The sequence below is a fragment of the Paenibacillus sp. FSL K6-0108 genome (assembly GCF_045040695.1).
In the GTDB taxonomy this organism is placed as follows: domain Bacteria; phylum Bacillota; class Bacilli; order Paenibacillales; family Paenibacillaceae; genus Paenibacillus; species Paenibacillus pabuli_B.
The window spans coordinates 5884723-5910135 of the sequence record NZ_CP150288.1 but is presented as its reverse complement, the minus strand read 5'-3'; the positions used below and the strand labels follow the sequence as shown (position 1 = coordinate 5910135).

Below are 25413 nucleotides of genomic sequence, written 5' to 3'. Positions count from 1 at the left end.
CGGGACAACACGAAATCAATGGATATAAAGGCGGTGGGAACGATGCCGGAATGGACATCTTTTCGTTATGAAGGCAACGATCTTGGCTTAACATATACGCGTACAGCAAGCACATTCAAGCTGTGGGCACCTACAGCACAGCAGGTTTCCGTACTCATTTTTGATGATGAGGGACATTACGATGCAAATGGTAAAGTAACCGAACATGAGGACGGACAGAAACAGTCGATGACCCGTGACCCGGATGGAGTATGGAGTGCGCAGCTTGAAGGGGATTGGGCAGGACATTATTATATGTATCACATTACGCATGATGATCAGCATATTGCCGTGGCACCCGATCCTTACGCTCGTGCTGTATCGGCGAATGGACAGCGAACAGCCATAATTGACTTGGATACAACCGATCCGGTGGATTGGGAAGAGGATGTGAAGCCTGTATTTCTGCGTCCGGCAGATGCAGTTCTATATGAATTACATGTGCGTGACTTCTCTTCCGACCCCCATGCCGATATTCCTTATAAGGGCAAATATTTGGCATTTACGGCTTCCGGATTGACGGACAGAGGCGGAAACTCCATCGGGGTAGACCATCTTGTCGAACTTGGCATTACGCATGTGCATCTTCTGCCTGTAGCGGATTATCAGACCATTGATGAACTGGCAGCGACGATTGACGCTGGTTCGAACGCAAGAATGCCATACAACTGGGGATATGATCCGCAGCACTATAACGTGCCGGAAGGTTCCTATGCGACCAACCCGCGTGACCCTGAGGTTCGAATCAGGGAGTTCAAGGCGCTCATTCATTCCTTGCATCGACAAGGCATTCGTGTCGTGCTTGATGTGGTATATAACCATACGTATAGTGTGGATGATGGACCTTTTGAACGAATTGTACCGGGTTACTATTATCGTTATCGTGAGGACGGAACACTGAGCAATGGTTCCGGTGTAGGCAATGAGCTGGCTACAGAACGGCCAATGGTGCGAAAATATATATTGGATTCCCTCCTGTATTGGGCAGAGGAATATCATGTGGACGGATTTCGCTTTGACCTTATGGGTCTAATCGATACGGACACGATGAACGAATTGACCCGCGAGCTGAGAGAACAGATTGATTCGGCTTTTCTGATTTACGGGGAGCCATGGACAGGCGGAGATTCACCTCTGGAACGGAAAACATTAAAAGGAACACAGCGTGGTCAGGGATTTTCCGTATTTAACGATCATTTTCGCAGTGCCATCAAAGGGGACAGTGACGGCTTCGGCAAAGGCTTTGTTACCGGAGCGGATGGTAAGGAATACGAAATTGCAATGGGTGTAGCCGGAGCGCTGGATGATTTCACATCTTCACCTGTGGAATCCGTCAATTATGTAACGGCACATGATAATCTCAACCTGTGGGACAAAATTGCAACAACGATGTACCTCAGGCATGATCTCGGTTACCCGGTATGGAGGGACGGACAGCCTGTGGAAGGAGGCAGTGCGGAATCTGCAGTTAAGGCGGCAGACCCTTATCGTTATGTCAATTCGGATGATGTACTGGATAATGAAATGGTCCGTCGTTCCTTGCTCTCAACAGGAATTTTGCTTACTTCGCAGGGAATTCCATTTCTCCACGCAGGGGATGAAATGCTGAGATCCAAAGCAGGAGATCACAATAGCTATCGCAGCGGGGACGCCGTAAATACGATCACTTGGGCTAACAAAGCTCGATTCAGACCTGTATTTGACTATTATCGCGGTCTGATTCATCTACGCCGCACACATCCGGCCTTTCGCATGATTAACGCCGAGCAGGTACGAAATCATCTTCGCATAATGCGTGCAGAAGGAAATGTGGTTGCATTTACACTGGATCACGGAGCGAATCAGGATACCTGGAATCAGATTGTGGTGATATATAACGGAACGGGTCAGCAGCAGAAAGTGAGTCTGCCGGAGGGTGACTGGCATATCGTGGTGAATGACCATCAGGCAGGTACAGACCGCATTGAGACGGTGAGCGGAACTGCAAGGGTAGAACGGTGGTCATTGATGGTACTGTATGACACGGAGTATCCTGGCGGTGTTGAACCGGCTGTGATTGAGATTCATTCGCCGCGTCTAGTATACAGTGTCGGAGAGATTGCTGGCTTGCGAGCATCGGTGAGAGACCGTTTTGGTAATGTGGTGGAGAATGCATCTGTGACTTGGAGCTCTTCGAATCCGCACGTGATTGCGATTCAATCCGATGGAATCATTCATACGGGGGAAACAACTGGAGAAGCGACGATTAGCGTCCATTGTGGCTCGATTACCGCAGAGTGTGCGCTGCAGGTGGACCACCTCCATCCGGAGCGTATTGAAATTGTTGGGGAATCCGTGATGTACTCCACACGTGTCAGTCGATTCCGCGCTTTGGTTCTGGATCAGTTTGGCCAGCCTTTGCAAGGGATGAATATACGGTGGAGTTCGTCTCATCCCGATCATGCAGCAGTCAGTACAGCAGGAATTGTTCGCGCTCTAACACCCGGGTCCACCCAGATTATCGCGGAGGCTGGAGGGATTCAGGCGTCATTCCATATCAAAATTCATAAACCTGTTTCGCGAATTGTCACGCTCCGATATGAACGGGAAGATCAGCGTTATGAGGGATGGGATGTCTGGGTGTGGGGCACAGGCATGGAAGATGGAGCTGTCCCGCTTGAGCGTGTGGGCAAAGCAGCCGAAGCACGTTTTCGGGTGGCTGCAGGACTGCATCATCTGGGCTTAATTATTCGGCTTAATGAATGGGAAGCCAAAGATACCTGTGGAGATCGTTATGTTGATATCGGTCCTGAAGACGGAGATGTGCAGATCATCGTTCAAAGTGGGTCAGATCAGATGCAGGTTATCCGTGAAAGTGATGACGAGGATGATCGTAACAGCGCATAACTGGCCAGGTTATAACGTTCATACAATTGGTTTAAAATATATGCTTAACAAGCGGTCGGAGGGTATTCCGGCTGCTTTTTTATTTATCAAAAAGATCCACTTCACCCGGAAAATAAAAAAAACTGTACAAGTTAGTGTTTGAGATGGTCATTCATTGGGGTAAATATAGATATGGCCCCAGATTCGGCCACGCATGAAAAGGCCATTCTGGTCTAGGATAGAAGCTTATGGCTTCTAACAAATATGAAGTAAGGATCCCTTGAAGGAGGATGTTCAATCATGAAATCCAACGGAAAAATGGCTCAACTTACGGCAACACCAAGAACTGAAAAGAAAGGTGCAGCTTTGCGCCTGTTAAGACAAGGCGGACGAGTTCCGGCTGTCGTTTATGGCCCGGGATTGGAAGGTGCCGCGATACATGTAGATGAAAAAGAAATGCTGAAAGTAGCACGCACAGGTCGTTCCGAGATGTTCAACCTCAATCTGGAGGGTGGCAAAACGGTTCCAGTGCTGATCAAGGATCAGCAGGAACGCAATGGGCGTCTGCTGCACGTGGACTTCCTGCAAATTTCGAAGAACAAGCCGATCAGCGTTAGTGTATCCATCGACTTCCAAGGTACCGCAGCCGGCTCCAAGGCAGGCGGTGTGTTCCAGACACAGGAAACTCAACTGGAGGTCGAAGGACTTCCGGCTGATCTGCCAACCTCTATTGAGGTGGATGTCAGCGGACTGGAAATTGGTGATCGTTTGACAGCCGCAGATATCAAGTTGGATAAAGGTCTGACTCTGGTGACTCCAGGCGATTCCATCATCGCTTCCGTGATGCCGCCACAAGCGGCTGAGGAAGAGCCTACGGCTTCTGCTGATGAAGCGGAACCGGCAGCATCAGAAGAACCAGCCAAAGAAGAATAGGAGTCAGATATCAAATAATCTGAACCTTAACCAAGCCCGGTCGTGATGACCGGGCTTTTTTTATGTTGGAAAGGGCCAAACTTGGAATTGGAGAAGATGCGCGATAACGAATGCCGTTTTGACTCATGACATATTGCCACATGGTTATGGTTGATTAGGATGCTGACGAGGGTCTGTTTGCGTGGAACAGCGTTACAGTATACTATGATTTCGAAGTAAACCATTTACTTCGATAGAAGTGGAAGCCGTTTAACCGTAGAGAAGCCGAGCAATCGGGTATAATTTGAACAAGAAAGCAGGTTTCACATCATGTTTGATCCGACGATTTATGACAATTTAAAAGTAGGTTTCGAAAATCACCTGTATGATCTGGATAATTTGGATGAACTTATCTCCATAACGGATCGGAAGGATCAACTTGAGATGGCTCGTATGTCCAGAGAGTTCGTGCTGCAATTCAGCCTGAGAGATTGCCCTGACGTGACAGGTGAAGTGGTACTGAGCACATCGCTTGAGGATCTCGCGGCTGAGATTATGGAGACACCAGGAAGTTCATCGGGCTGCCGTCTGCGACTGCGATTCAGGCTGGTAGTTAATGATCCTGAGGTTCAATGCCCTTCCATCAGCTCCATATTACAACAAAGCTGGCCGGAACAACGAAAGTTGCAGCATATTCATTATATCTTTGAAGATCAGCCAGCAACTTATTCTATCACAGCTGAAGTACATTTTGACCGCAATGTAAATGAAGATCAGATGGGAGATATTCCTGATCTATGCGACCATATGGTCAATGTACTGACTCAATTATCGCAGATGCACAATTAAACAAATGGAAAAGTCTTGTCTCTGATTAAAGAGACAAGATTTTTTTGATTTTTTTGAATTCCCAATAGGCTATCAGGCGTAGGTATAAGGACTTGTGGTTAATATTTTACGCAAGCAAGTAAGAGAATGTATATTTAATAAGCTGAATAAGTGCGATTGAACTATATACATAAGGTGAAATTGCGAAAAAAAGTTTGGGACTAAAGATTTAGTACCGGACTAAAGGAACTAGTTTTCCTTGCCGATAAAATATCGAAGGGGAGAAACTACATGACAGAGAAATTAATTCGTCTTCTGCGTATACTTCAGGCTATACAAGCGAATCCCGGAATTTCCGCCAAAGAATTGGCGTTGAAATGCGGTACAACTGTGCGCACGATCTATCGCGATCTCCGAATTTTGGACAGGGTTGCCCCTATCATGAATGAAGGTTATGGCAAAGGGTATCGATTCATTGGTGAATTTGCCATGTATCCTCTGGATTTTACCGAACAGGAAGCGATGGTGTTCTCCATGCTTCCATCCGTGGTGGATACTTCGCAGCTCCCGGCTGAATTCGATTCAGCCTTTGACAAGGTAATGACAGCCCATACCAAAATGAAATCGAGAAATAGTGACATTGTAGAAAATATCGCAGGTATTATTCGTATGGGCACACCTGCATACCGGGAAGAAGGGAAGTATCCCAATTTGCTTATTCCAGTGATTGAAGCCATTCTGGATCAACAAACGATTCGAACCCAATATCACACACTTACGAAAAATGAAATAACGGTTCGGGACATTGACCCCTATTACCTCATTCCGCGCGATCAGCGTTTCTACCTGATTGGTTATTGTCACTTGCTGAAGAAAGTCCGTTTGTTTCGGATCAGTCGCTTTCTGGACGTTATACAGACCAATACCCGTTTTGTTATGGGTGATTTCAACATAACGCAATTCATGAAAAACACATGGTCCATTGATCGTGGGGATCAACTTATCCATTTCAAAGTAAGATTCACTGAGAAAGTGGCCCCCTACATAAAAGAAGAAGAGATGTTTGTTCGCCCACGAATGACGGATTTGCCTGATGGCGGATTGTTATTTGAAGTAACGCTGAACAGTAGTCGTGAATTCCTCAAATGGTTATATCAATTTGGCCCCGAAGCGGAGGTCCTTGAACCCCGCGAATATCGTAAAGAAATTCGTAAACAACTCATAGAATGGATGAAGCATTATGAGGAAGATCAATAATTTCAACCTTTCTAAATTAATAAATGTGTAAAAGGAGATTTTGTGATGAGTACCAAATTATTTGTTGCCATGTATGGAATGGAAAATTTTCATGGTGTGGAAGCTTTAAACGTAGGCGATACCCTGTTTCTGGTCAAGGACCCCGATAATCGGGTAGACCCCCAAGCCATCAAGGTAGTGGTGCCCCCCATTGGAACAGTGGGATATATTGTTAATAATCCGCTGCTCGCTCCTCACGGCTGCTGGACAGGCTCAGGAATTTATGATGCTTTCCGCCAACAGACCTGCGCTAAAGTGAGATTTACCATGAAAGATATGATTATTGTGGAATTAATTGAGATGTTGTATGTTCCTGTTCCACATATGGAGAACTTTATTGCAGATTGGCAGTCGCGTGAAAAAGCCTGACCGACGCAAGGGTATAACAGGATTTATTCGCGGATAAGTCTTGTGTAGGCTGCTTCAAGATGTAGGGCTGTCTGGACCCAACTGAAATGTTCCACAGCACTGGCACGACCAGCTTCTCCAAGAGAACGGGCGAGAGAAGGATTGTCTGCCAGTTTATACAGGTAAGCAGCGAAACTTCGGGGGTTGCGATACTGTCTCACTAGGTATCCATTACTCCCGGATTCAATGATTTCACGAATGCCTCCATTGTCTGAAGCGATGACAGGGATTCCCGAAGCCATAGCTTCAACGTTAACCAGTCCGAAGGCTTCATGTTCTTGGGAAGGGCATACCAGGCAGTCCGCAGCCCGGTACAAACGGTCAATGCGTTCATGGGAGATCTGACCTCGAAAGGCTGCATTAACCTTTAATTTCCGGGCAAGCTGCCGCAGTTTGCGGACATATACTGGAGGTCCTTTCCCTGCAATGATCAGCTGCACAGTTACCTGTTGTTGAAGAATAGCTACGGACCGAATAAGTACATCCACACCTTTCCCGGGAATCAGTCGGCCCACATACAGAATGACGAATGGCTCTGTAATACCGAACTGTTTCCGCAGAAGCTGCTTCTCTCCTTTTATTGCAGGCAAAAAGCGGCTTAAGTCTGCGCCAAGTGGCACAACACCCATCCGTCCTTTCAGGGATGGGAATCGTCGACCCAGCCTTTGCCTGAGGGATCGACTGTTAACGGCAATCCAATTGGCTTTTTTTAAGAGTGCTAATCTTGCAGGCCCGGGTTGTGCAAAGGTTAATGAGTGAAGATAGAGTACCACGGGCAGCAAAGGAAAAGCGCGTTTAATTGCAGCCATACTATGTGGTCGGTTGTCTACCTGGATAAGGTCGAAAGGTTGAATTTTCAGAAATCGAATCACTGCCTTTGTATACTCGGTGGGGTTGGTTGCTGGCATACGACGGATGGTAATGCCATCTATTTGCTCTGTAATGGCAAGGTCGGGCATCTGACGGCTTATGATCGTCACCTGGTGCCGGAGTGCAAGTTCACGAGCAATGCCCAAAATGCAGATTTCGACTGATCCGTTCCCTGGGACTGGCAATTTTTCCGGTGCGATCAGGGCTATTTTCATTAACAGGCTCCTCCTTGTCCATATTCGCAGCAATCTTGGTCATATATCTTATGTGCATAGGATGAATTTGGCTCCTGTGGAACAAGGGTGATTTTCGTTTTTGTGATATACTGTACGAGGTGCAGTAAATTTGTTGCGCGTATTTAGAAGCAGGAGGAAAAAAATGTTACATTCAACATTCGGCCGCTTTCGACTGTTGTTGTGGTTGCAGGGGCTTTCATATTTGCTGCTGTTATTTGTTGCTTTTCCATTGCGGGATTCTGGCATCATGCCTCAGGCAGTCACGTGGTTTGGCAACATTTATGGCTTTTTATTTCTGATGTATTTATTATTTATGGTGAGTCTTTATACCACGCAAAAATGGCGTTTACGGCGTCCAATTGTGTTGTTTTTTGTCTCCTTTATCCCACTGGGCAATTTTATCTATGATCTGCTGGTCTTCCGCAAGCTGATCCATAGCCAGTCAAATAAAGCTTGACTTTGATTACCGTTATGAATATGATGAAAACAGTTATTGAACCCGTTTCAACTTAAAACTAAATATTCCTGATGTTAAAGGGGAGTAGCTTTCACAGTAAAGTCGTCAGTTCGGGATTCCATCCCCGGCTTTATTGGCAGCAATTTTGTTGTTAGCGAGACCTTTACCAAGTTTTCATACTGGGTAAAGGTCTCTTTTTGTGGATAAAAAGGACCTTACCAGTAATGGTAAAGGTCCTTTTTTTTGTACATCATAAGGATACTAAGGAGGAATCAGTTTTGGATTTGTCATTATTATTGGAGTATGGGTGGGTTCTCGTCGTATTAGTAGTCTTGGAAGGATTGCTTGCAGCGGATAATGCATTAGTTCTCGCGATTATGGTTAAACACCTACCTGATGATAAACGCAAAAAAGCGTTATTTTATGGGTTAATGGGTGCGTTCATTTTCCGATTGGGTTCGTTGTTCCTGATCTCTTTCCTGGTGGATGTATGGCAGGTTCAAGCGATTGGGGCCCTGTATCTCTTGTACATCTCGATTAACCACATTATCAAGAAGGTTATGGGTAGCCGAAACAAAACAGATGAAGCGGCTGATACAGCGCCTAAAAAACCCAAAAAACAATCCGGGTTCTGGATGACTGTATTCAAGGTAGAAGTGGCGGATATCGCGTTCGCGGTCGATTCCATCCTCGCAGCTGTGGCGCTGGCTGTTGCTTTGCCGCCAAGTGGTCTGCCTCCGATCGGCGGACTTGACGGTGGACAATTTATCGTGATCTTCCTCGGCGGATTTATCGGTCTTGTCATCATGAGATTTGCGGCTTCCTTCTTCGTTAAGCTGCTTCATTCTCGTCCAGGTCTTGAAGTTGCAGCCTTCGTTATCGTCGGCTGGGTTGGGGTTAAGTTGGCGGTTATTACACTAGCACACCCTTCTTTGGGCGTTCTGGATGAGCATTTCCCGGAAAATAAAATTTGGAAATTTGGATTTTACATTGTGCTGATTACGATTGCCGTCTGTGGTTGGTTCCTGTCTTCCAAGGTGCCTGAGAAAGAAGATGAAAATCCGGTGGAAGAGCTGGAAAAACAAGCAGGGAAATAAAAAAATAAAATTCAAATCGCTCGAAACAGATAACAACAATAATCGTTATCTAACATCATGATATGCATGAGTACACAGGGTCTGTTCCTTACAGGCCCTGCTTTTTTTATATAAGTTATTGGCACGATATTAAAACTAATGCATATGCAAACAGGGTATTTTCCAAGAAAAGGGTTGACACATCGAAACGAGTCCGCTTAATATAAACGTAATATTAATGAAGGGAGGCCGAGAGACATGATGGTTGGTTACGATTTGAAATTCACAATGACACTCCATAGCACAGACACAATTGTATATCCAGTTCATCGTCTCTTTGGCCTCATGCGGGCGACATAGGGGAAGATGCATATCGATCGTTTACCTTGGAACATGATTAATCGATATGCTACTCTCGGCGTATATAGCAATGGAGAACAGATGCGGCATGTTTATGTTGCTTTTGTTTTACGTTATTGTCATGAAGAAGTCACGGGCGAACTGTCCGCGGCTTCTTTTTTTGTTGTATTGAATATGAATATGAAAATGAATATGAATTTGGAAGAACTTAGGTCCAACTTTTGAAATGAACCGAATTAGCTGAACGTACAGGAAGGAATAATAAACATTTATGAATACACAACCTAATTTATTTATGAGTCAAAATGAACTCACAGATGGCTATCGACATGAAGTCAAATTGCCTGCCGGGGACTTAACAGTATATGCGGCACAACAACTGTTCTCCTCGTTGGATTATAAAGTGTTCGAGATGGCAAATAACAATCTTCAAATTCCCGGTATTTCCTACATGAGCTATACGCCTGACGTGCATGTCGGTGTAGGCACCTGTATCGGCACAACAGCGGTATGGGATGCCAAGAGTGGATATGTATCCCCATCGATTGTAGGCAGTGATATCGGCTGCGGTATGCGAGTGCATATGACCAACTTGCACAAGGACGATCTGAAAGATGTGAAGCTGCGCCGTAAAATCGTGAAAGCCATTGAGAAAGTGCTGCCGATGGAGGCAAATCAGCGCGGTCATTACTCGGATATTCGTTTGGAGCATATTGTGCGCAAAGGCCTGCATGGCCTACCCAAAAAATATATCCCGGACAGCTATACACCGAAGAAATCAACTTCCATCACTCATGTAGAGAGCAGTAAGTTTGCCTTTGATGAGGAAGTGTTGAATCTGGTACCGGATATGACTTGGCATCGGGCTCATCGCCAGTTGGGAACTTTGGGCGGAGGCAATCATTTTGCCGAGATTCAAGCGATTGAGATTGCCGAGGAAAACCGGGAGATTGCGGAAGCCTGGGGTCTGTATGATGGCCAAATTGTTGTCATGATTCATTCCGGTTCCCGTGCCTGGGGCGGGTATGTAAGCCAAACCAGTTCAACGGCGATCGCTAAAGTGATGCAGCGAAATGGTGTGGGAACATCCGATCCAAGACTGGTTTTTGCTCCGCTCGAACATGCGGAAGGTCGCCATTACGTCAATATGATGTATTCTGCGTTGAATTATGCCGTAGTGAATCGCCATCTGATTGCATATGCAATTCGCGAAGCTTTTCGGGATGTGTTTGGTCCAAAATGTGAATTCCGCACCCTCTATGATCTGATGCACAACTATGCCTGGGAGGAATCACATGAGGATCAGGGTTCCGTCTTTGTACACCGTAAAGGAGCTACTCGTGCATTGCCTGCAGGTCATTCCGATAATCCAAAGCCATACCTAGCAACAGGTCATCCCGCGCTTATTCCCGGTTCAATGGGGACTGCTTCGTATATCATGGTAGGTCAACCCGAGGGGAAGGATAACTATTATTCGATCTGTCATGGAGCAGGACGTATTCGTTCGCGGACAGCAACGAAGCGCCTGGTTACCATAGAGGACTTTGCCTCTGCGCTTGGCGTGGGAACTGAAGACGAGATTGTGGTGAACCAGCGTTCACTTGAATCAATTATTGATGAATCACCGCAAGCGTATAAAAATGTCGATGAAATTATTGATAGTGTTACCGGCGCAGGTCTGGCTCAAGTTGTAGCCAAATGTAAGCCACTTGCCGCTGTGAAGGGAGCTAAGTAATGACGATAGAGAAAGAACAATTGAATCATGATAGAGTCATCTATTCTTATGAAGAGCAACTAGACAGTCAAATCCGAAACGAAGGCTATGCCATATATGCCCGCTTGATTCGGGGCATCATTGAAGTGCTTGGCAATCGATACGGCGTTCGTTATGAACTCTATGCCAGCGATGATCCGAACAGTGAATACTGGGATCTGCTAAAAGAAGATCTGCAAAGCAACAGCACGGAAGTGGAATTGGTTGCCCGGATTTTCGAAGATCTGGAGATGCGTACTCTGCACTATGAAGATGATGGCGATGCACCAACCTATGGTGTGCATTATTCGATTCGCAACAATGTTTTTGCCTATCCCCAGTGGGGCGTGGCTCTCGTCCGGATTCCATTCTTTCGGGAGAATGGGATCTACAATGAAGATTTCGTTTTTGCTACAGGAGAAGTGGAATTGAAGCAGTTTTTGGGCAGTGTGAGAGAACGGGAACGGCAGCAAAATATGAAAAAGGTAACGGTGTACACGGATGCCCGCAATGGCAGTGACCGTCATGTCGAATCTATTACCCGCTCTGTGGGGAGAGATGAGGTCGTGCTTTCCCCGCAAATTAAACAGGATATCTTCCGTTCGTTGGACCAGTTTTTTGAGGCGGATCGCTCCTTTTATCGAGAGTACAATATTCCGTATAAGCGTGGAATTCTGCTCTACGGTCATCCCGGGAACGGCAAGACTACCCTTGTAAAATCGATTGCCGGGAGCATTCCGGGGCCTGCGGCCTACTGGCAAATTACCGAATACACAAACAGTGAATCGGTGCGTGAAGTGTTTGAAGCAGCCAAACGATTGGCCCCAATGGTGCTGATTATTGAGGATATCGATTCCATGCCGGATGAAGTTCGTTCCTTTTTCCTGAATACATTGGATGGGGCAACGTCCAAAGAAGGCATTTTCCTCATTGGCACAACGAATTATCCGGAGAAGATAGATCCGGGGCTTATGAACCGTGCCGGACGGTTTGATCGGGCTTATGAAATACCACTACCGGACGAAGGGCTGCGCCTGCAATATTTAAACCAACGAGGCTTTGCTGTCTTTGCAGGGGAAGAAGGCACGTTTGAAGCTGCACGATTAACGGATACCTTCTCTCTTGCCCAGCTTGGAGAGCTATATGTCAGTGCAGCGCTGGAATGGCACCAGAATGGAAAGACGGACATTGTGCGGATTATTCAGGCGATGCGAGGAGAACTGGACAAGAGTCATAAACACAACTGGCTGACCCAGCCAGGCAAGGGTCGTGCAGGTTTTTATTAATATCTAAATCATTTTTAGGATTTAAAAAATTTTTGGACAGATAAGGATAATGTAGTGGAGGTTACGAAATCGATTCTGAAGAAGCGAAGCGTGCGCCTTTATCAACGGATTTTCCCTTCTATAAAGGGAATGCAAAAAAATCCGGGGATAACAGCGATCGTAAGAACGATTCGTAACCGGAACGGCTGCTTTGCTGAACGACAAATTTTTAAAATAGACCTAAAAATATTCTCACCTCAATTGGTTATACTAAGGCTGTCTGAATCAACATACAATGACTTTCGGGAGGTACATAACGCAGTCTTGAACTGTGTAAGATGCCCGGAAGTGACGCACTCTGTTTATAATTCCTTGTTATAGGCTGTTGAACAGAGGGAAGGGCATATGAACAAAAGGTAATATACAACAATTTTCATGCTAATTGTTTAAATGCTTCTGTAGCGGTTAATAGTAGACAGACAACAACAAAAACTTTAATTAGAGGTGAATGATATGGGTTGGTTATGGTCATTAATTATCGGTGGTATCATTGGATGGTTGGCAGGTCTGATTGTTGGTCGTGACATTCCCGGCGGCGTTATCGGTAACATCATTGCCGGTTTTATCGGCGGATGGTTAGGCGGAGTGATTCTGGGAGACATGGGTCCAGAAATGGGCGGATTCTACATTGTACCAGCATTAATCGGTGCCATCGTACTTGTAGCGATCGTGAGCTTGATCTTCCGTTCTATGGGTCGCAGCCGCGGGTAACGAATTCAACATCTCTTGAATTTACAGTGATGCGTCAACAAGCAGTTTGAATAACTGTTAATATAACAGATGCTTCTGAAGAGGTTGATGGAAGTCCACAGACGTGGCTTTCCATCAACCTCTTTTTGTTTTAAGATATAGGTATATAAGAAAGGGATGAGTATGCATGGAAAAGGCTACATTTGCCGGTGGATGCTTCTGGTGTATGGTTACACCATTTGAAGAGCAGCCAGGCATTCATGGTATTGTATCTGGCTATACCGGCGGTCACGTCGATAATCCAACATATGAGCAGGTCAAAACCGGGGAGACCGGTCATGTCGAGGTTGTTGAAATTACATTTGATCCAGAGGTATTTCCGTATGAACGTCTGCTGGAGCTATACTGGCCTCAGACAGACCCAACCGATGACGGAGGGCAATTTCAGGATCGCGGGAGCCAGTACCGGACAGCGATCTTTGTCCATAACGAACGTCAGCGTGAACTCGCTGAACAGTCCAAGCAGGAGCTGGCAGCAAGTGGGCGATTCAATCAACCGATTGTGACGGAGATTCGGGATGCAGTTGTATTCTATCCGGCAGAAGATTATCATCAGGATTACCATAAGAAAAATGAGAAGCATTATAAAGAAGACCGTGCCATTTCCGGACGGGACGAATTTATTGAAGAGAACTGGAAAAAGTAATTCTGTTATATTAGACCCGCTCACACAATTCACATGAGGGCACATTGAAGAAGCCGGGAGAGTTCCAACAGGAACTTTCCCGGCTTTTTGATTCAACGCTTAAGAGAATGCTACCTCAGAGGTTACAGAACTGATCTTCGGTTTCCCACCAGTATTTCCAAGTCAATTGTAATCTGCGACAAGGACTCTTGAACGCTGGTTATGGCTGATTCCTTCCCATGCCAGGAGAGTGGTGTCATATGAATGAGTGAATCCAGCATGACCTTCGTAACAGGCAGAGTGTATGTTAGCGGAATGCAGTCTACGAGATGATGATGCTGGGCAAATCGGTATAATACCCGCTCTCTACCGTCTGGCTGATGAGATCGGCCCCGAAACAAAAGCTCTCTCATTTCCATTAGATATTGGTCCCGAGGAATCACTTTGATGATCCAGCCATCCTTTTTCATCACTCGCCCGAACTCTTCATAATTCGAAGGGGAGAGGATATTCAGGATCACGTCCAGTTGTTCCTCTGCAAAGGGACTACAAGCAAGATCACCAACAAACCAGATTTGCTGGTCGTAGGCAGAAGAAGCCATGGCAATGCCCTCTTTGGCGATGTCGATCCCCCAGCCCACAGCTGGAGTATTCTGCGTGATCTGCTGCAAGAGAGATCCCTCTCCTGCACCTGCGTCCAGAATATGCAAGGGCTGACTCCTACTATGGCAGTACCCTTCGATGTAATTGCGAATAATATCGGTCAGAGGCGTATAGATCTCGGTTTGAGATAAAATATCCCTTTTGGCCGTAAATAAACGTTTGTCATAGTTGCCCTTGAAAAAACGTGTCATGAAATTGATATAACCTTGTTTGGCCAAATCAAACGTATGTCGGGACATACATTGAATACTGTGTGGACTAATCGTTGTCATTGAGCCATGACAGATGGGACATTTCAGCATATGGATGTATGGATAAATAAGCGCAGCACTACGTTCTCTGCGTTGGATTGACATGGAATAGCACCCCATTCATTCAGATCTGGATAACTGAAGAAAAGGGCATAACAAATAAACCTCTGTTGTACATTTTGAAAAAAAGAGGTTTAGGTTATGCCCCAAGTTATCTGTATCGAATGAATTGAATGATCATGGGAGGACTCGCTCCTTTGGGTCAACCAAGAATAAATGAAAAAGGTAACGATACTATTATAACAGTTAGACCAGAGAGGATAAACGATGGGGGACTCGACTCTACATAGTTGTGTGAAATAACAGAGCGCCCTGTTAACCGTTAGTCGGTCAACCAGAGCGCTCCATTTACTATTTAGCTGAGCCTGTCTTCAATCCATACTTGGACAATGCATCGTCATTAATCTGATAAATAATATGATCGTTGTACGTTGAATATCCATCGAGCAATCCAGGAGAGGATGCAAAGGTATATTCATGAACCGTATCCAATGTTTGCGGATCGAGTATATAACCCTTTTTAGCGAAATCAAGTTTGTACTGCCCGTCCTGTGTACGATCAACCTGCATGAGAATAGGCTGCTCTTCCTTGAAAGTACGTTCAGTCACTTTGCCTTTCATGGTGTACAGTTCCAGCTTTTGGCCTGTAAACAGGGTATAACTGCTGCCTGCGGTCTGAACATAGGCATCACCTGCAATAGCACGGCCCCAGGCCAGTTTGCCATCGGTGCCAAAGCCCATCAGCTTGTTGCCTGTATTCGCAAAATTGGCGCGCATGATCACGGAGCCATCCTCCAGAATGGCCAGCGATTCACCGCCACCGTCTCCGAGGGTGTTGGCATTGCTCGGGAACTGATAGAAGGAAAGACGATTCAGCGTACGATCGTAAATCTCGACTTTGGGATTAGCGGCAGGCTGCCAGAAGCTGCCGACTTTGGTTTGTTTGCTGGCATCCACTACGATTCGATCACTGCCTGCTTTGAGTACAGCACCGTTGATTGTTTTTTCCGTAATCAGTTTTCCTTTTTTGTCATACAGCGAGATGGCTGAACGAACGGAACCGTTCGATTGAACACCAGGGCTCGAAGCGATCAATAACGTATCGTCGTCCAGAAGGTACATGGATGCTGAATTACTCACGTTTTTGACCCAGTTGGTTTTGCCGGAAGTGTTGTACGAGTAAACTTTCTTGGTTCCATCCGAATATTCCATATATACATAGGCTGTGCCGTTGCTGGTATATAGTGAATTGGAGTAGGTTGTATAAGGCCCGCTTTTCTCATGGAAAATAACATTCCATTTCAATTGTCCAGTTGTGGCATCCAGTGCCTGAAGCGAATCCAGCTGCCAGTCCAGCTTGGTATTGCTGCTTGTTTTGGTCACGGGCTGGGAAGAATGCACATAAACCAGATTTTTTGCAGGTACTGCGTTCACTTCGTTGACGATAACGTCTTTTTCCGTATTCACTTGTGTGAGTGACAGTGAAGATGATGTCCATGCAGGTTTGGGCAATGGTGTACTTTGCTCTGCCGCCGCGTAGCTTGGTGTATGCAGGCTGAAGAGGAGCGTGCCACTGAGAAGAAGCGCAGCCCATGTTTTGGACTTTCGTTTGTTGGATGTATGCAAGTTATAAACCACCTTTCTTCGATTCAAAATAGAACCGATTGTTGAATTCTACCATTTCATACATGTGAAATTCAACCAGCGTGTCTGTAACCTTTTACAATTGAGATGTACTATTATTGTTGTTTGGTGAAATTAGAGGGTTACAGGGAATTCATCTTCTTTCTGTTGCGAGAGAAGTCTGATATATTTAGTCGGGTGACGAGGGCTAACAGGGTTACAAGCCTGTCAGATTAGAGGAACGACAAGGAGAACAGACATGAACTGGAATGAAAATATGACCACTGTGGGCATAGGCATCATTGTCCTTCTGCTGCTTATCGCCTGGATCATTCGACGTGTGATTCGGCGGGGGCAACGTATAAGAAGCGAGGCTAATCCACGTAAGATTACGATTAAGGATATCGATAAAATGCAGGATGGATCGGAATTTGAGCTGTATCTGTATCATTTATTCCAACAACTCGGCTATGCCAAAGTGCATAAGACCACAAGCAGCCGTGATTTTGGTGCGGATCTTGTATTTGTGGATAGAGCAGGCAGACGTAATGTCATTCAGGCCAAGCGGTACGGAGCCAATCATCCGGTTGGACTCAGCGCTGTTCAGGAAATATACACGTCCATGCGTTATTATGAGGCAGATCGATCCATCGTGCTCACCTCAGGCAGATATACGGAAGCATGCCGGACGCTGGCAGCAGTCAACGGGGTGAAGCTGCTGGACCGGGAAGATCTGTTGGATCTGATCATGCTGTTTAAATCCAGAAGAATGGAGGAAGCACTGGAATTGATTGAGGAAGACGATCAGGAACCTGTGGAAACATGGCAATCACGGCGTAAAAAAGTTCCTCATTTGTGAATGAACGGCTTTAAGTCCACGTATAGCACCTTCACTTGTCTGCTTGCACATGATATATTGAGGGCATACCAACCAAGGGAGTGTGTTCAATTTATGGCACGTACACAAACGCAAAAAGCATTGCGCAAAGCAGAGCGGTCGGGACAATGGTGTCCGGAGCAAAGTCGGAGAGTAAACGGAGATTATGGAGCGTTATCCCAGCATGTTCGAATCATGCCCACGAAGCAGGAAAAATTGCAAAAGGTCAAACACAAGAAGCGGACCCAGGATGGTGGTGCTTCTTTTTATTTTGTCTACGATGTGCGGAATGTTGCATAAGCATCAACATTTTTAAAATAACTCTTCCTTCAATTGGTAAGACATCCCTTGGACTGTTAAAATCAATGTATCTCTTTTGAATTGGATCATTATAGCTATACATCCTCCTATCTTCGATGAAGGGAAGAATTGTACATATGACAACAGCGTTTCGTATGAATAAAAAAATCGTTCGGCGTTTCTTGCTGCAGACGCAATCTTTATTGGGACGTTGGCCCGCTGCTACCTTGCCTTCAGGACCTGAGCAGGTGATGCAGTTAATTCGCTCCCTTGGCTGCGTACAGATTGATCCTGTCGCTGCCGTAACCGGAAATCAGCATTTGGTGCTGGGTGCTCGTGATCCGGGCTATACCTCTGAGTATTTACATACCTTGCTAAGTGAACATAAAGTATTTGAATATTTTGCCAATGCCGCATGTGTCATTCCGATGGAGGATTATGCTCTGTTTGAACCTGTACGTGCCCGATTACGGGAGCGTCTGGCTCCTTCCCTGCAAGGGCTGGAGAGTACAGTGCAGCATGTGCTGAAGCGTTTGGAAGAAGAGGGACCGCTCCCTTCAAGAGCTTTCCGTGGCGTCGAACGGGTAAGTGGATATTGGGACAGTGCGGATGTACCAAAAACGAAGGATACCACGCTGGCGTTAAACCTGCTGCTGGATTCGGCTGCCATTCGTGTCGTGGCAAGGCAGGGGAATGAACGCTATTTTCATATTACTGAATCCGGACTGCTGGAGCAGGGCCAATCCATGACTGCGGAGATCGATATGTTGGCTCAGAGGCAAGCTTTGATGGACAAGTACATTTATGCATATCGAGTCGTGGACCCTCGGGATCCACGGTTAGGCTGGGTGAAATCCACCGCTGCTGAACGCCGAAGTGAGATGGCTGCACGTGTCGCAGCTGGGCGCATGGTCCCACTGGAGGTAGAGGACGTTGCGACGCCGTATTACATCCGTGCAGAAGATGAAGATTTGTTGCGTGAGATGGAAAGGGAAGAAGATCATTATGATCCATCAGGTCCGGTACGATTCCTGCCTCCGCTGGACAACCTGCTGTGGAGACGGGAACGAATTGTGGATTTATTTGATTTCCATTATAAGTGGGAGATTTACACACCAGAGGTGAAACGAACCTACGGATATTACGCCATGCCCATTCTTCACGGAGATCGGCTGATTGGACGCATGGACCCGCGACTTGATCGCAAAACGGGCGTGTTAACGGTTCGGTTATTATCAATGGAAGAGGCTGCTCCGCCAGTAGAGGAATGGATTGCGGACTTTCGGGAGGGACTCCGTTTCTTTGCAACGATGCACGGGGCGCGATCCATTACGGTAGAGAAGACAGTGCCGAAAGAACTGAAAAAACAGCTCAAGTCCATCTTATAGAATCGGTAGACATCAAAAAGGGAGCGATAACTCGCTCCCCTAAGGCTGGATCGGACCTGTAATAAGTTTGTTACACCAGTCCCACAGCAACATTCGTTTTCTATTAACGCTGATGCGGTACTTCAACGTTTGGATCAACATCTGCTTCATAATCCACACCGTCGGTTTCAAAACCAAATAGTTGGAAGAACTCCTTACGGTACCCTTCCAGATCGGACAGATCATAGATGTTTTCGGTGGTCAGCTCGTTCCAAAGCTTCGCTACTTCTTCCTGAACGTCCTCTCTCATCTCCCAATCATCGATACGAATACGCCCTGCTTTGTCCGTCGGAACTTCTCCTCCTGCATACAGGCGTTCAGCGAACAAGCGTTGCAATTGCTCGATGCAGCCTTCATGCAAGCCTTTTTCCTTCATGACTTTGTACAATGCAGAGATATACAGAGGCACCACTGGAATTGCGGAGCTGGATTGGGTCACCAGCGCTTTGGCTACGGTGAGGTAAGCACGTCCACCCTTTGCACTCAGACGGTCATTCAGCTTATGGGCTGTCGCTTCCAGATGGTTTTTGGCCTGACCGATGGATCCATCACGATAGATCGCATGTGTAAGTTCAGGACCGATATAAGAAAAAGCAATGGTTGTTGCATTGTCCGCGAGAACGCCGCCTTGCTGCAAGGCATCCATCCACAGTTCCCAGTCATCTCCGCCCATTACGGCGACGGTCTGGCGAATTTCTTCATCGGTTGCCGGATCAATCGTAACAGACGTCACTTCTCCCGTATGGAAATTGACTGTTTTGTTCGTGTACGATTGTCCAATCGGTTTGAGCACGGAGTTGAATACTTCACCAGTATTCGGATCGGTACGGCGTGCTGACGCTACGCTGTAAACAACCAAATCAACCTGACCGAGTTCACTGCGAATCAGCTCCACAGTCTTTTCTCTGGTTTCGTTGGCAAAGGCATCACCCGTAATGCTGTATGATTTCAATCCTGCTTCTTCGGCAGCTTTCTCAAATGCAGCGGAGTTGTACCAGCCTGCTGAAGCCGTACGTTTTTCAGTGGAGCTGCTTGGGCGGTAAATGCCGATGGTATTGGCTCCAGCACCAAATGCGGATACGACGCGAGAAGCGAGTCCATATCCAGTAGAAGCTCCGATGACGAGTACATTACGGGGTCCATTCAATTTTGGTTGGGATTTTACATAATCAATTTGTTCCTGTACTTGTGCGGCACAGCCTACCGGATGGGAAGTTGTACAAATAAAACCACGTGTTCTTGGTTTAATAATCATTCATTTGCATCCTTTCATCGTCAACTCTTGTTCATCATTAATGAATCTTGCTCTAGTACATGCCTCCTTATTGTAAAACAATTGCTTCCGAAACGGAAACCGTTTCGATGGATTTGGCCAAAAGACGGTATCCGGCTCTGCATCCGGGATGATATTATATAATTTGAACTAAACATTTACATGATAACGGGGAGGACAGAACGGATCTGGAGAAGCGAAGCGTTCGCCTTTATCCCGAAAGGAGGAATAGCCATGCTGAAGGAACGAATTGAATTTCTGAGCAAAAGAAAGCAAATCTCCCGCAAAGATCTCGTGGAAGGTCTGGTCACGCAGGCTCATTTCGCCAATATTCTAGCCGATCGTTATCCACTCCCTGAAGATCTGGCAGAGGCTATTGCGTCACGCCTTGGCGTTAATTCTTCCTATCTGTTAAATGCTGCTGCACAAGATGAGGAAACACTGGGGCGGGCAGAGGCCATTTTTGAACAAATGTCAGTACCAGCTTCCCAGATATCCGAAGAAACGGTTCACGCACTAGAAGATCGGGATGATACGCTGACTGTAGAGCTAACCACGGCCTTAATGAAGGCAGTTTATTATCAGCAACTAAATGATGCAGCAGTTCATGAATATATACATACGTCCTATTTAAATTTTTACCTGGAGAAATACGGCCGGCCTGACGATGTTGATTTGCCGCGTCCGTTAGTAAAGGCGTTATTATTTTACAAAGTGCAATACTATCGTTCCAAGCTTGCTTACGTGGATGTGTTAACGCATGCAACCAGGCTCAGTGAATTGGCCCCTCCTGGAAGTGAATTCTGGCTGTCTGTGCAAAATATCAAGATGGAAGCCTACATCCAGGTCAAACAGTATGAAGAGGCCAAGCAGGTATTCGATCTCACGATGCGCCATGTTTATGATCAGCGGCTGTTTCATCGGTTGTCCGGGTTATACGTGGCGCACAGCGGATATTGTTTTGCCATGGGACTTGTACAAGAGGCACTTTCGGCATTGACGATGGCAGAGGCGAATCTGGTATATGCCGGCAATCAGGGCGACCTGGTCACAGCCATTGCGAACAATCGGATTGTCATGTTAACCATGACGGGTGAACTGGATCAGGCGCAGTCGGAGATCGAGCGATTCGAATCCCTGTTGCAGCAGGAACCCGAAGAAACCCAGCAGGCCATGAAGCCTTTAGTGAGTGTGTATCGCTGTGAAGTGGCACTGGCACGAAAGAACTGGGGGGTACTCGCGCAGAGTGTGGATCAACTGTTGAATAGTGCAACGACTCAGGATCAGCAGATGAGTGCAACCTTCTACCAAAGCCATCTGGCCCTTGCACATGGAGATCGTGAAGTGTTCATGGAGCGTGCGCTCGCGTGTCTGCCTTATTTTGAGTCCGTGCAGCATGTCATGCGTCTTGAACCTTTATATGAGGGAATGGCCGTGGTGTCCGAGGATCAGCGAAAATATAAGGAAGCCGCCATGTATTATCGGAAGCTGGTCTACCTGTTACGCAAAAAATAGTCGAAAATCGGCGTGGAACCGCCGTTTTTTTTGCAAGATTTTGTTCAATATCAGTGCGATAGGCACAAAAAATGCCTCACAGCCTTTCATTTAAGAGTCGTTTTACGGCTCTTTTTTGCGAAATCAACCAAAAAACATGTTAAAGAAACGAAAATCCAGTGGTTCAATTGCCGGAAGTTTCGTTTCTTTTGTATGCAGCCAGAAGGGTATTCAAGGACAAGCCGTCCTGTTTATACTTTAACTATAACCAAAAACAAAAAAACGAGGTGTTCATTATGGGATGGTTTGGTAAAAAGAACAAGCAGAAAGATGCGATTGCCATGGCGGATAAAATGATGAATAAAGGACTTACCGGCATGATGATGAAAGGTTTTGTATCGAAGGAGCATCGGGAAGCCATTAACCAGAGTCTGGATACAGCGAAGCAGGCACAACTGGCGGCAAATGGTTCCCTTCCCTTAACCGCAACAGCCACGGTAATCACGATCACCGATACGGGCAAGCTGATCAATTTTGATCCGATTGTTGTGCTTGTGCTGGATGTAACAGAGACGAATGGCAGTCAGTATCAGCGAACATTGGAAACACTGGTGTCCAAGATGCAGATTCCGCGCGTGGGAGATCGGGTGGGTCTGGGGCAAAATCCAGCCAATCCGACAGAGTTGATCTACATGGGGCTGTTGTCCGTCTAGAAGGTGTTCGAACTGCAAAAGGGCAGGTTATTATGTATTGAATACAACTAACAACGAATAATAGAGATATAGAGAGGGTGGGGAAGATGGTAGGTTTCCTGAGATTGGTCGGTATGTTGACCGTGTTTGGGGTGGGATTCTCCCCATTTCTGGCACAGCAGCTGTGGAATGATCCTTTTATCATTATGCAGGCATGGTGGTATACACCAGCGATTTTTGCCGGATTTGGGTTGATCTTTATTCCCTCCATTTTGGCTAATATCTTCGGTGTTGGGAGAGTGAAGTCAGGATTACCAGCGGTTGGTGTCATTAAAAGCATCCAGCAGACGGGTACGTACATTAATGAGCAGCCGGAAGTAAGATTGGGTCTGACCGTTTCCCTTAAAGGGCGTGAGAAATATGATACCGAGTTGAGAACGATCATACCGTTGACTTCAATGTCTCAATTCCAGCCGGGCAGCTTAATTCCCTTAGTGGTCTCTGTGAAGGATGAACACAAGGTAGGGCTTGATCTGAAGGGGAGGCTATCGCAGGAAGATATACAGCAATTGCTGGATGAGAAGATGGTGCAGCATGGCGTGGCACCTGAGATGATGGATATTGCACGAACGGGCGAGAAAGCGATGGCTAAGATTTTGGATGTTACGCCGCTTGGAAGTGGAGGCCATAATAAAATCAAGCTTCAGCTTAAGCTCAGTATCACGAAGTCGAATGGAGAAACCTTTACTGTTACGACACAAAAAGAGATCTTGCCATCTGCCCTGCCTCAGGTTCAGCAAGGTCATATCATTAACGTCATTTATTCGAAGCAGGATCCATCAAAATTGGTGCTGGCATTAAATGTTCAGGAAGATCAACTAAATCATTTGTTCTCATCCTGATCCATATATAAACACAAAACCTGCTGCATCACTGTGTTCGTGATGGGCAGGTTTCCTTGTGCGTATGATGTGCGGTCGAGAAAGGAACAGAGATCCCACTCCCCATTACTTCCGAAGAATTGTGGACGAGCTCAGTTTTAAGATCAGACGATGCCCAGGCGCATCCGATAAGAAAACAGAACTTGTCTCGATTCTCCATCAAATATGCGGGTAGCCAGTTGTCTGAATTCGTCTGCTACATCGAGCAGATCAGTGGCTCCGAGTTTTACAGCCGTTTGCAGACCTCCCTGACTGAGGGCGAGATTGACGTAACGATCGGCATCGAAGATCTCACAATGATGAAACACAATTTCACGCGAATAACGGAACAATCCGGACTGCTGAATCTGCTGCAAATGTCCGTCTTTACTCCATTTATGTGCCTGATTTTCCTGGGGAGCCATACTCGCAGCTCGATGATCTGCCTCGGTATTCAAATGCAGATAGGCTTGTTCCAGCTGCCAATCGACCACTGGTGGCCAGTCACAGTCGTAGGCGGCAAATATGCCTCCAGGGCGAAGTACACGCGCGAACTCGCGCAGTGTAGATTCAGGCTCCATCCAGTGGAACGACTGTGAGCAGGTTACGATGTCCACACTGCCGTCAGGCAGTCCCAGTTCGTGGGACAGGCCGGATACAAAGCGAATATGGTCCGGCTTGCCTGCCGCCTCCCATTTGGATTCCGCGACAGCTCTCATATCATCACTTGGCTCGATGCCCATAACTCGTTCTGCCTCATTCAGCCAAATCCATGACGATAAGCCGGTACCACAGCCAACATCCGCGACCATGCGAGGTTTGCTGCCCAAATAATTCGTCAAAATATCCACGACCTCGGTGGGCGCAGCAGGCCTATTCTGGTCATATAACGTACCAAAACCTTTGAATCGTTCTACATTGTTACGTCTAATGTCTTGCATGGACAAACCTCCTTCATGAAATGGATAGATTGCAAAGCAAAAGAATCAACTGATGATCATGGCTTCATTATATCATTCATTTTCCAGCTCATGGTTAACGACCTGCTGCAAATGTTCTACTGCTTTGATATGTCGTCTGAGCAGTTCCTGTCCAATGTGTGGAGGCTTGATGACGGTCAGGTCTGATCCAAACGACATCAGGAAGGAGTACAGCCATTCTCCCTCATTGAGTTCTAGGGCAACACGCAGTCTGCCGTCGGGTTCTTTTTCAATGCGGGAAGGTTCAAAAAAATCATACACCCTATACGCAATAGCATTGGAGAACGACAGTTCCAGAGCGATTTGATTGATAGCGACTTGAGTCTCATTTTCCGGTGATCCGATGTTCATGTTGTTTCGGGGAACCCTTGGCAGAAATTTTAGGTCGGTAATGCGTTTCATTTTGAATGTCTGGAATTCGTTCCGGTCGTGCTCGCCGTGAATATATCCCTTGAAATACCAGGTACTGTTCTTGAACAAAAGTTTGAGAGGTTCAACCGTCGGAGTACTCTTCTCTCCATCCGAATTAACATAGTGAAACGTGATCCACTGATTGGTAAAAATCGCTTGTTTGACCTGATTAAACAGTTCCCTCTCTTGCAGTGGAATGCTGCCCCATGGTGAAAAATCGAATTCAATCCAATCCAGCTTGTGATCAAACAGGGCGGTTAAACGTTTGAGCATATGGGCAGTGTTAAGGTGAGGGATGGCGCTGACGCTATATAATCCAAGCAGAATTTCATTCTGATCATCTTCGGACAACAGGGATTTGTCCATGACAAAGTTGTCCATCAGATGGATGCCGCCATGCTTTCCTGTTGTGGTATAAACAGGAATCCCGGCCGCGCTCAGTCTGTCGATATCACGGTACACCGTGCGCACGGATATCTCAAACAAATGCGCGAGCTCGGGGGCGGTCGTTTTCTTTTTCTCCAATAACAGCAGTAGCATTCTGAATAATCGGTTATTTTCCATGCCGACATTATACCATGACAATAGGTGTCAGGGTATGGGTGTTACACTGGATGTACAGTGTTAGTAAGATCATGAAGG

General features: G+C 46.4%; 24 protein-coding genes. 18 read left to right on the top strand and 6 right to left on the bottom strand.

Going from position 1 to position 25413, the window contains the following annotated elements; genetic code table 11:
• Positions 1-42: 42 nt before the first annotated feature.
• From pulA to MHB49_RS26880, 5 genes are all read left to right on the top strand, one after another.
• Positions 43-2925 (top strand): type I pullulanase, encoded by a 2883-nt coding sequence (gene pulA / locus MHB49_RS26900; protein WP_405153680.1) that lies wholly within the window; start codon positions 43-45, stop codon positions 2923-2925.
• A 279-nt stretch (positions 2926-3204) separates the two neighbouring features.
• Positions 3205-3837, top strand: coding sequence for a 50S ribosomal protein L25 (locus tag MHB49_RS26895; RefSeq protein WP_405153679.1), 633 nt, complete (start codon positions 3205-3207; stop codon positions 3835-3837).
• A 309-nt stretch (positions 3838-4146) separates the two neighbouring features.
• Positions 4147-4665, top strand: coding sequence for a hypothetical protein (locus tag MHB49_RS26890; protein ID WP_405153678.1), 519 nt, complete (start codon positions 4147-4149; stop codon positions 4663-4665).
• A 270-nt stretch (positions 4666-4935) separates the two neighbouring features.
• On the top strand, positions 4936-5901 hold the full coding sequence (locus MHB49_RS26885) for a YafY family protein (protein ID WP_090903915.1): 966 nt from the start codon (positions 4936-4938) through the stop codon (positions 5899-5901).
• A gap of 45 nt (positions 5902-5946) precedes the next feature.
• Positions 5947-6309 (top strand): HIRAN domain-containing protein, encoded by a 363-nt coding sequence (locus tag MHB49_RS26880; protein ID WP_405153677.1) that lies wholly within the window; start codon positions 5947-5949, stop codon positions 6307-6309.
• Positions 6310-6332: 23 nt separating this feature from the next.
• Here the strand turns inward: MHB49_RS26880 and MHB49_RS26875 are convergent, their stop codons facing one another.
• The gene (locus tag MHB49_RS26875; RefSeq protein ID WP_405153676.1) at positions 6333-7433 is read right to left on the bottom strand and encodes a glycosyltransferase family 4 protein; all 1101 of its coding nucleotides are present in this window, start codon (positions 7431-7433) and stop codon (positions 6333-6335) included.
• A gap of 163 nt (positions 7434-7596) precedes the next feature.
• On the opposite strand from MHB49_RS26875, the gene MHB49_RS26870 reads away from it, so the two are divergent.
• From MHB49_RS26870 to msrA, 7 genes are all read left to right on the top strand, one after another.
• A complete protein-coding gene (locus tag MHB49_RS26870) occupies positions 7597-7911 on the top strand; it encodes a DUF3817 domain-containing protein (protein WP_247899018.1) in 315 nt (104 codons plus the stop codon).
• A gap of 278 nt (positions 7912-8189) precedes the next feature.
• Positions 8190-9008 carry a TerC family protein gene (locus MHB49_RS26865; protein ID WP_405153675.1) on the top strand — a complete coding sequence of 273 codons (819 nt, stop codon included), beginning with the start codon at positions 8190-8192 and terminating at the stop codon, positions 9006-9008.
• 372 nt (positions 9009-9380) lie between these two features.
• Positions 9381-9572 carry a hypothetical protein gene (locus MHB49_RS26860; RefSeq protein ID WP_405153674.1) on the top strand — a complete coding sequence of 64 codons (192 nt, stop codon included), beginning with the start codon at positions 9381-9383 and terminating at the stop codon, positions 9570-9572.
• Positions 9573-9642: 70 nt separating this feature from the next.
• Positions 9643-11082 (top strand): RtcB family protein, encoded by a 1440-nt coding sequence (locus MHB49_RS26855; protein ID WP_405153673.1) that lies wholly within the window; start codon positions 9643-9645, stop codon positions 11080-11082.
• Positions 11082-12386: an AAA family ATPase gene (locus MHB49_RS26850; protein WP_405153672.1), complete on the top strand. Its 1305-nt coding sequence runs from the start codon at positions 11082-11084 to the stop codon at positions 12384-12386. Before MHB49_RS26855 ends, MHB49_RS26850 begins: the two co-directional genes overlap by 1 nt.
• Before the next feature lie 492 nt (positions 12387-12878).
• Positions 12879-13136, top strand: coding sequence for a GlsB/YeaQ/YmgE family stress response membrane protein (locus MHB49_RS26845; protein WP_017686880.1), 258 nt, complete (start codon positions 12879-12881; stop codon positions 13134-13136).
• A 166-nt stretch (positions 13137-13302) separates the two neighbouring features.
• Positions 13303-13821: a peptide-methionine (S)-S-oxide reductase MsrA gene (gene msrA / locus MHB49_RS26840; RefSeq protein WP_405153671.1), complete on the top strand. Its 519-nt coding sequence runs from the start codon at positions 13303-13305 to the stop codon at positions 13819-13821.
• A 122-nt stretch (positions 13822-13943) separates the two neighbouring features.
• On the opposite strand, the gene MHB49_RS26835 is transcribed toward msrA, so the two are convergent.
• Together MHB49_RS26835 and MHB49_RS26830 are read right to left on the bottom strand one after the other, a co-directional pair.
• Entirely contained in the window at positions 13944-14765 is an 822-nt protein-coding gene (locus MHB49_RS26835) for a putative RNA methyltransferase (protein WP_405157249.1), read from the bottom strand.
• A 360-nt stretch (positions 14766-15125) separates the two neighbouring features.
• Positions 15126-16400, bottom strand: a complete 1275-nt coding sequence (locus tag MHB49_RS26830; protein ID WP_405153670.1) for a hypothetical protein — start codon at positions 16398-16400, stop codon at positions 15126-15128.
• Between the two features lie 256 nt (positions 16401-16656).
• On the opposite strand from MHB49_RS26830, the gene MHB49_RS26825 reads away from it, so the two are divergent.
• The 3 genes from MHB49_RS26825 (at position 16657) to MHB49_RS26815 (ending at position 18962) form a co-directional block, all read left to right on the top strand.
• Positions 16657-17256, top strand: a complete 600-nt coding sequence (locus tag MHB49_RS26825) for a restriction endonuclease (RefSeq protein ID WP_405153669.1) — start codon at positions 16657-16659, stop codon at positions 17254-17256.
• 93 nt (positions 17257-17349) lie between these two features.
• Positions 17350-17574: a hypothetical protein gene (locus tag MHB49_RS26820; RefSeq protein WP_405153668.1), complete on the top strand. Its 225-nt coding sequence runs from the start codon at positions 17350-17352 to the stop codon at positions 17572-17574.
• A gap of 155 nt (positions 17575-17729) precedes the next feature.
• Positions 17730-18962 carry a DNA glycosylase AlkZ-like family protein gene (locus tag MHB49_RS26815; RefSeq protein WP_405153667.1) on the top strand — a complete coding sequence of 411 codons (1233 nt, stop codon included), beginning with the start codon at positions 17730-17732 and terminating at the stop codon, positions 18960-18962.
• A 103-nt stretch (positions 18963-19065) separates the two neighbouring features.
• Here the strand turns inward: MHB49_RS26815 and fabV are convergent, their stop codons facing one another.
• Positions 19066-20256: an enoyl-ACP reductase FabV gene (gene fabV / locus MHB49_RS26810; protein ID WP_405153666.1), complete on the bottom strand. Its 1191-nt coding sequence runs from the start codon at positions 20254-20256 to the stop codon at positions 19066-19068.
• A 252-nt stretch (positions 20257-20508) separates the two neighbouring features.
• Between fabV and MHB49_RS26805 the strand changes: the two genes are divergently transcribed.
• From MHB49_RS26805 to MHB49_RS26795, 3 genes are all read left to right on the top strand, one after another.
• Positions 20509-21789, top strand: a complete 1281-nt coding sequence (locus MHB49_RS26805; protein ID WP_405153665.1) for an XRE family transcriptional regulator — start codon at positions 20509-20511, stop codon at positions 21787-21789.
• 275 nt (positions 21790-22064) lie between these two features.
• Complete coding sequence (locus MHB49_RS26800; RefSeq protein WP_405153664.1) at positions 22065-22481, top strand: hypothetical protein; 417 nt, start codon at positions 22065-22067, stop codon at positions 22479-22481.
• Between the two features lie 113 nt (positions 22482-22594).
• Positions 22595-23362, top strand: a complete 768-nt coding sequence (locus MHB49_RS26795; RefSeq protein ID WP_405153663.1) for a hypothetical protein — start codon at positions 22595-22597, stop codon at positions 23360-23362.
• Between the two features lie 143 nt (positions 23363-23505).
• Here MHB49_RS26795 and MHB49_RS26790 read toward each other — a convergent pair whose 3' ends face one another.
• Both MHB49_RS26790 and MHB49_RS26785 read right to left on the bottom strand, forming a co-directional pair.
• Complete coding sequence (locus MHB49_RS26790) at positions 23506-24321, bottom strand: class I SAM-dependent methyltransferase (RefSeq protein WP_405153662.1); 816 nt, start codon at positions 24319-24321, stop codon at positions 23506-23508.
• Between the two features lie 72 nt (positions 24322-24393).
• Complete coding sequence (locus MHB49_RS26785) at positions 24394-25311, bottom strand: helix-turn-helix transcriptional regulator (protein ID WP_405153661.1); 918 nt, start codon at positions 25309-25311, stop codon at positions 24394-24396.
• Between the last annotated feature and the right edge of the window lie 102 nt (positions 25312-25413).

Bases quoted from the DNA above. Each gene is read 5' to 3' on its own strand.
- pulA (WP_405153680.1), top strand. From the start codon at position 43: ATGCCGGAATGGACATCTTTTCGTTATGAAGGCAACGATCTTGGCTTA.
- MHB49_RS26895 (WP_405153679.1), top strand. From the start codon at position 3,205: ATGAAATCCAACGGAAAAATGGCTCAACTTACGGCAACACCAAGAACT.
- MHB49_RS26890 (WP_405153678.1), top strand. From the start codon at position 4,147: ATGTTTGATCCGACGATTTATGACAATTTAAAAGTAGGTTTCGAAAAT.
- MHB49_RS26885 (WP_090903915.1), top strand. From the start codon at position 4,936: ATGACAGAGAAATTAATTCGTCTTCTGCGTATACTTCAGGCTATACAA.
- MHB49_RS26880 (WP_405153677.1), top strand. From the start codon at position 5,947: ATGAGTACCAAATTATTTGTTGCCATGTATGGAATGGAAAATTTTCAT.
- MHB49_RS26875 (WP_405153676.1), bottom strand. From the start codon at position 7,433: ATGAAAATAGCCCTGATCGCACCGGAAAAATTGCCAGTCCCAGGGAAC.
- MHB49_RS26870 (WP_247899018.1), top strand. From the start codon at position 7,597: ATGTTACATTCAACATTCGGCCGCTTTCGACTGTTGTTGTGGTTGCAG.
- MHB49_RS26860 (WP_405153674.1), top strand. From the start codon at position 9,381: ATGATTAATCGATATGCTACTCTCGGCGTATATAGCAATGGAGAACAG.
- MHB49_RS26855 (WP_405153673.1), top strand. From the start codon at position 9,643: ATGAGTCAAAATGAACTCACAGATGGCTATCGACATGAAGTCAAATTG.
- MHB49_RS26850 (WP_405153672.1), top strand. From the start codon at position 11,082: ATGACGATAGAGAAAGAACAATTGAATCATGATAGAGTCATCTATTCT.
- MHB49_RS26845 (WP_017686880.1), top strand. From the start codon at position 12,879: ATGGGTTGGTTATGGTCATTAATTATCGGTGGTATCATTGGATGGTTG.
- msrA (WP_405153671.1), top strand. From the start codon at position 13,303: ATGGAAAAGGCTACATTTGCCGGTGGATGCTTCTGGTGTATGGTTACA.
- MHB49_RS26835 (WP_405157249.1), bottom strand. From the start codon at position 14,765: ATGCTGAAATGTCCCATCTGTCATGGCTCAATGACAACGATTAGTCCA.
- MHB49_RS26825 (WP_405153669.1), top strand. From the start codon at position 16,657: ATGAACTGGAATGAAAATATGACCACTGTGGGCATAGGCATCATTGTC.
- MHB49_RS26820 (WP_405153668.1), top strand. From the start codon at position 17,350: ATGGCACGTACACAAACGCAAAAAGCATTGCGCAAAGCAGAGCGGTCG.
- MHB49_RS26815 (WP_405153667.1), top strand. From the start codon at position 17,730: ATGAATAAAAAAATCGTTCGGCGTTTCTTGCTGCAGACGCAATCTTTA.
- fabV (WP_405153666.1), bottom strand. From the start codon at position 20,256: ATGATTATTAAACCAAGAACACGTGGTTTTATTTGTACAACTTCCCAT.
- MHB49_RS26805 (WP_405153665.1), top strand. From the start codon at position 20,509: ATGCTGAAGGAACGAATTGAATTTCTGAGCAAAAGAAAGCAAATCTCC.
- MHB49_RS26800 (WP_405153664.1), top strand. From the start codon at position 22,065: ATGGGATGGTTTGGTAAAAAGAACAAGCAGAAAGATGCGATTGCCATG.
- MHB49_RS26795 (WP_405153663.1), top strand. From the start codon at position 22,595: ATGTTGACCGTGTTTGGGGTGGGATTCTCCCCATTTCTGGCACAGCAG.
- MHB49_RS26790 (WP_405153662.1), bottom strand. From the start codon at position 24,321: ATGCAAGACATTAGACGTAACAATGTAGAACGATTCAAAGGTTTTGGT.
- MHB49_RS26785 (WP_405153661.1), bottom strand. From the start codon at position 25,311: ATGCTACTGCTGTTATTGGAGAAAAAGAAAACGACCGCCCCCGAGCTC.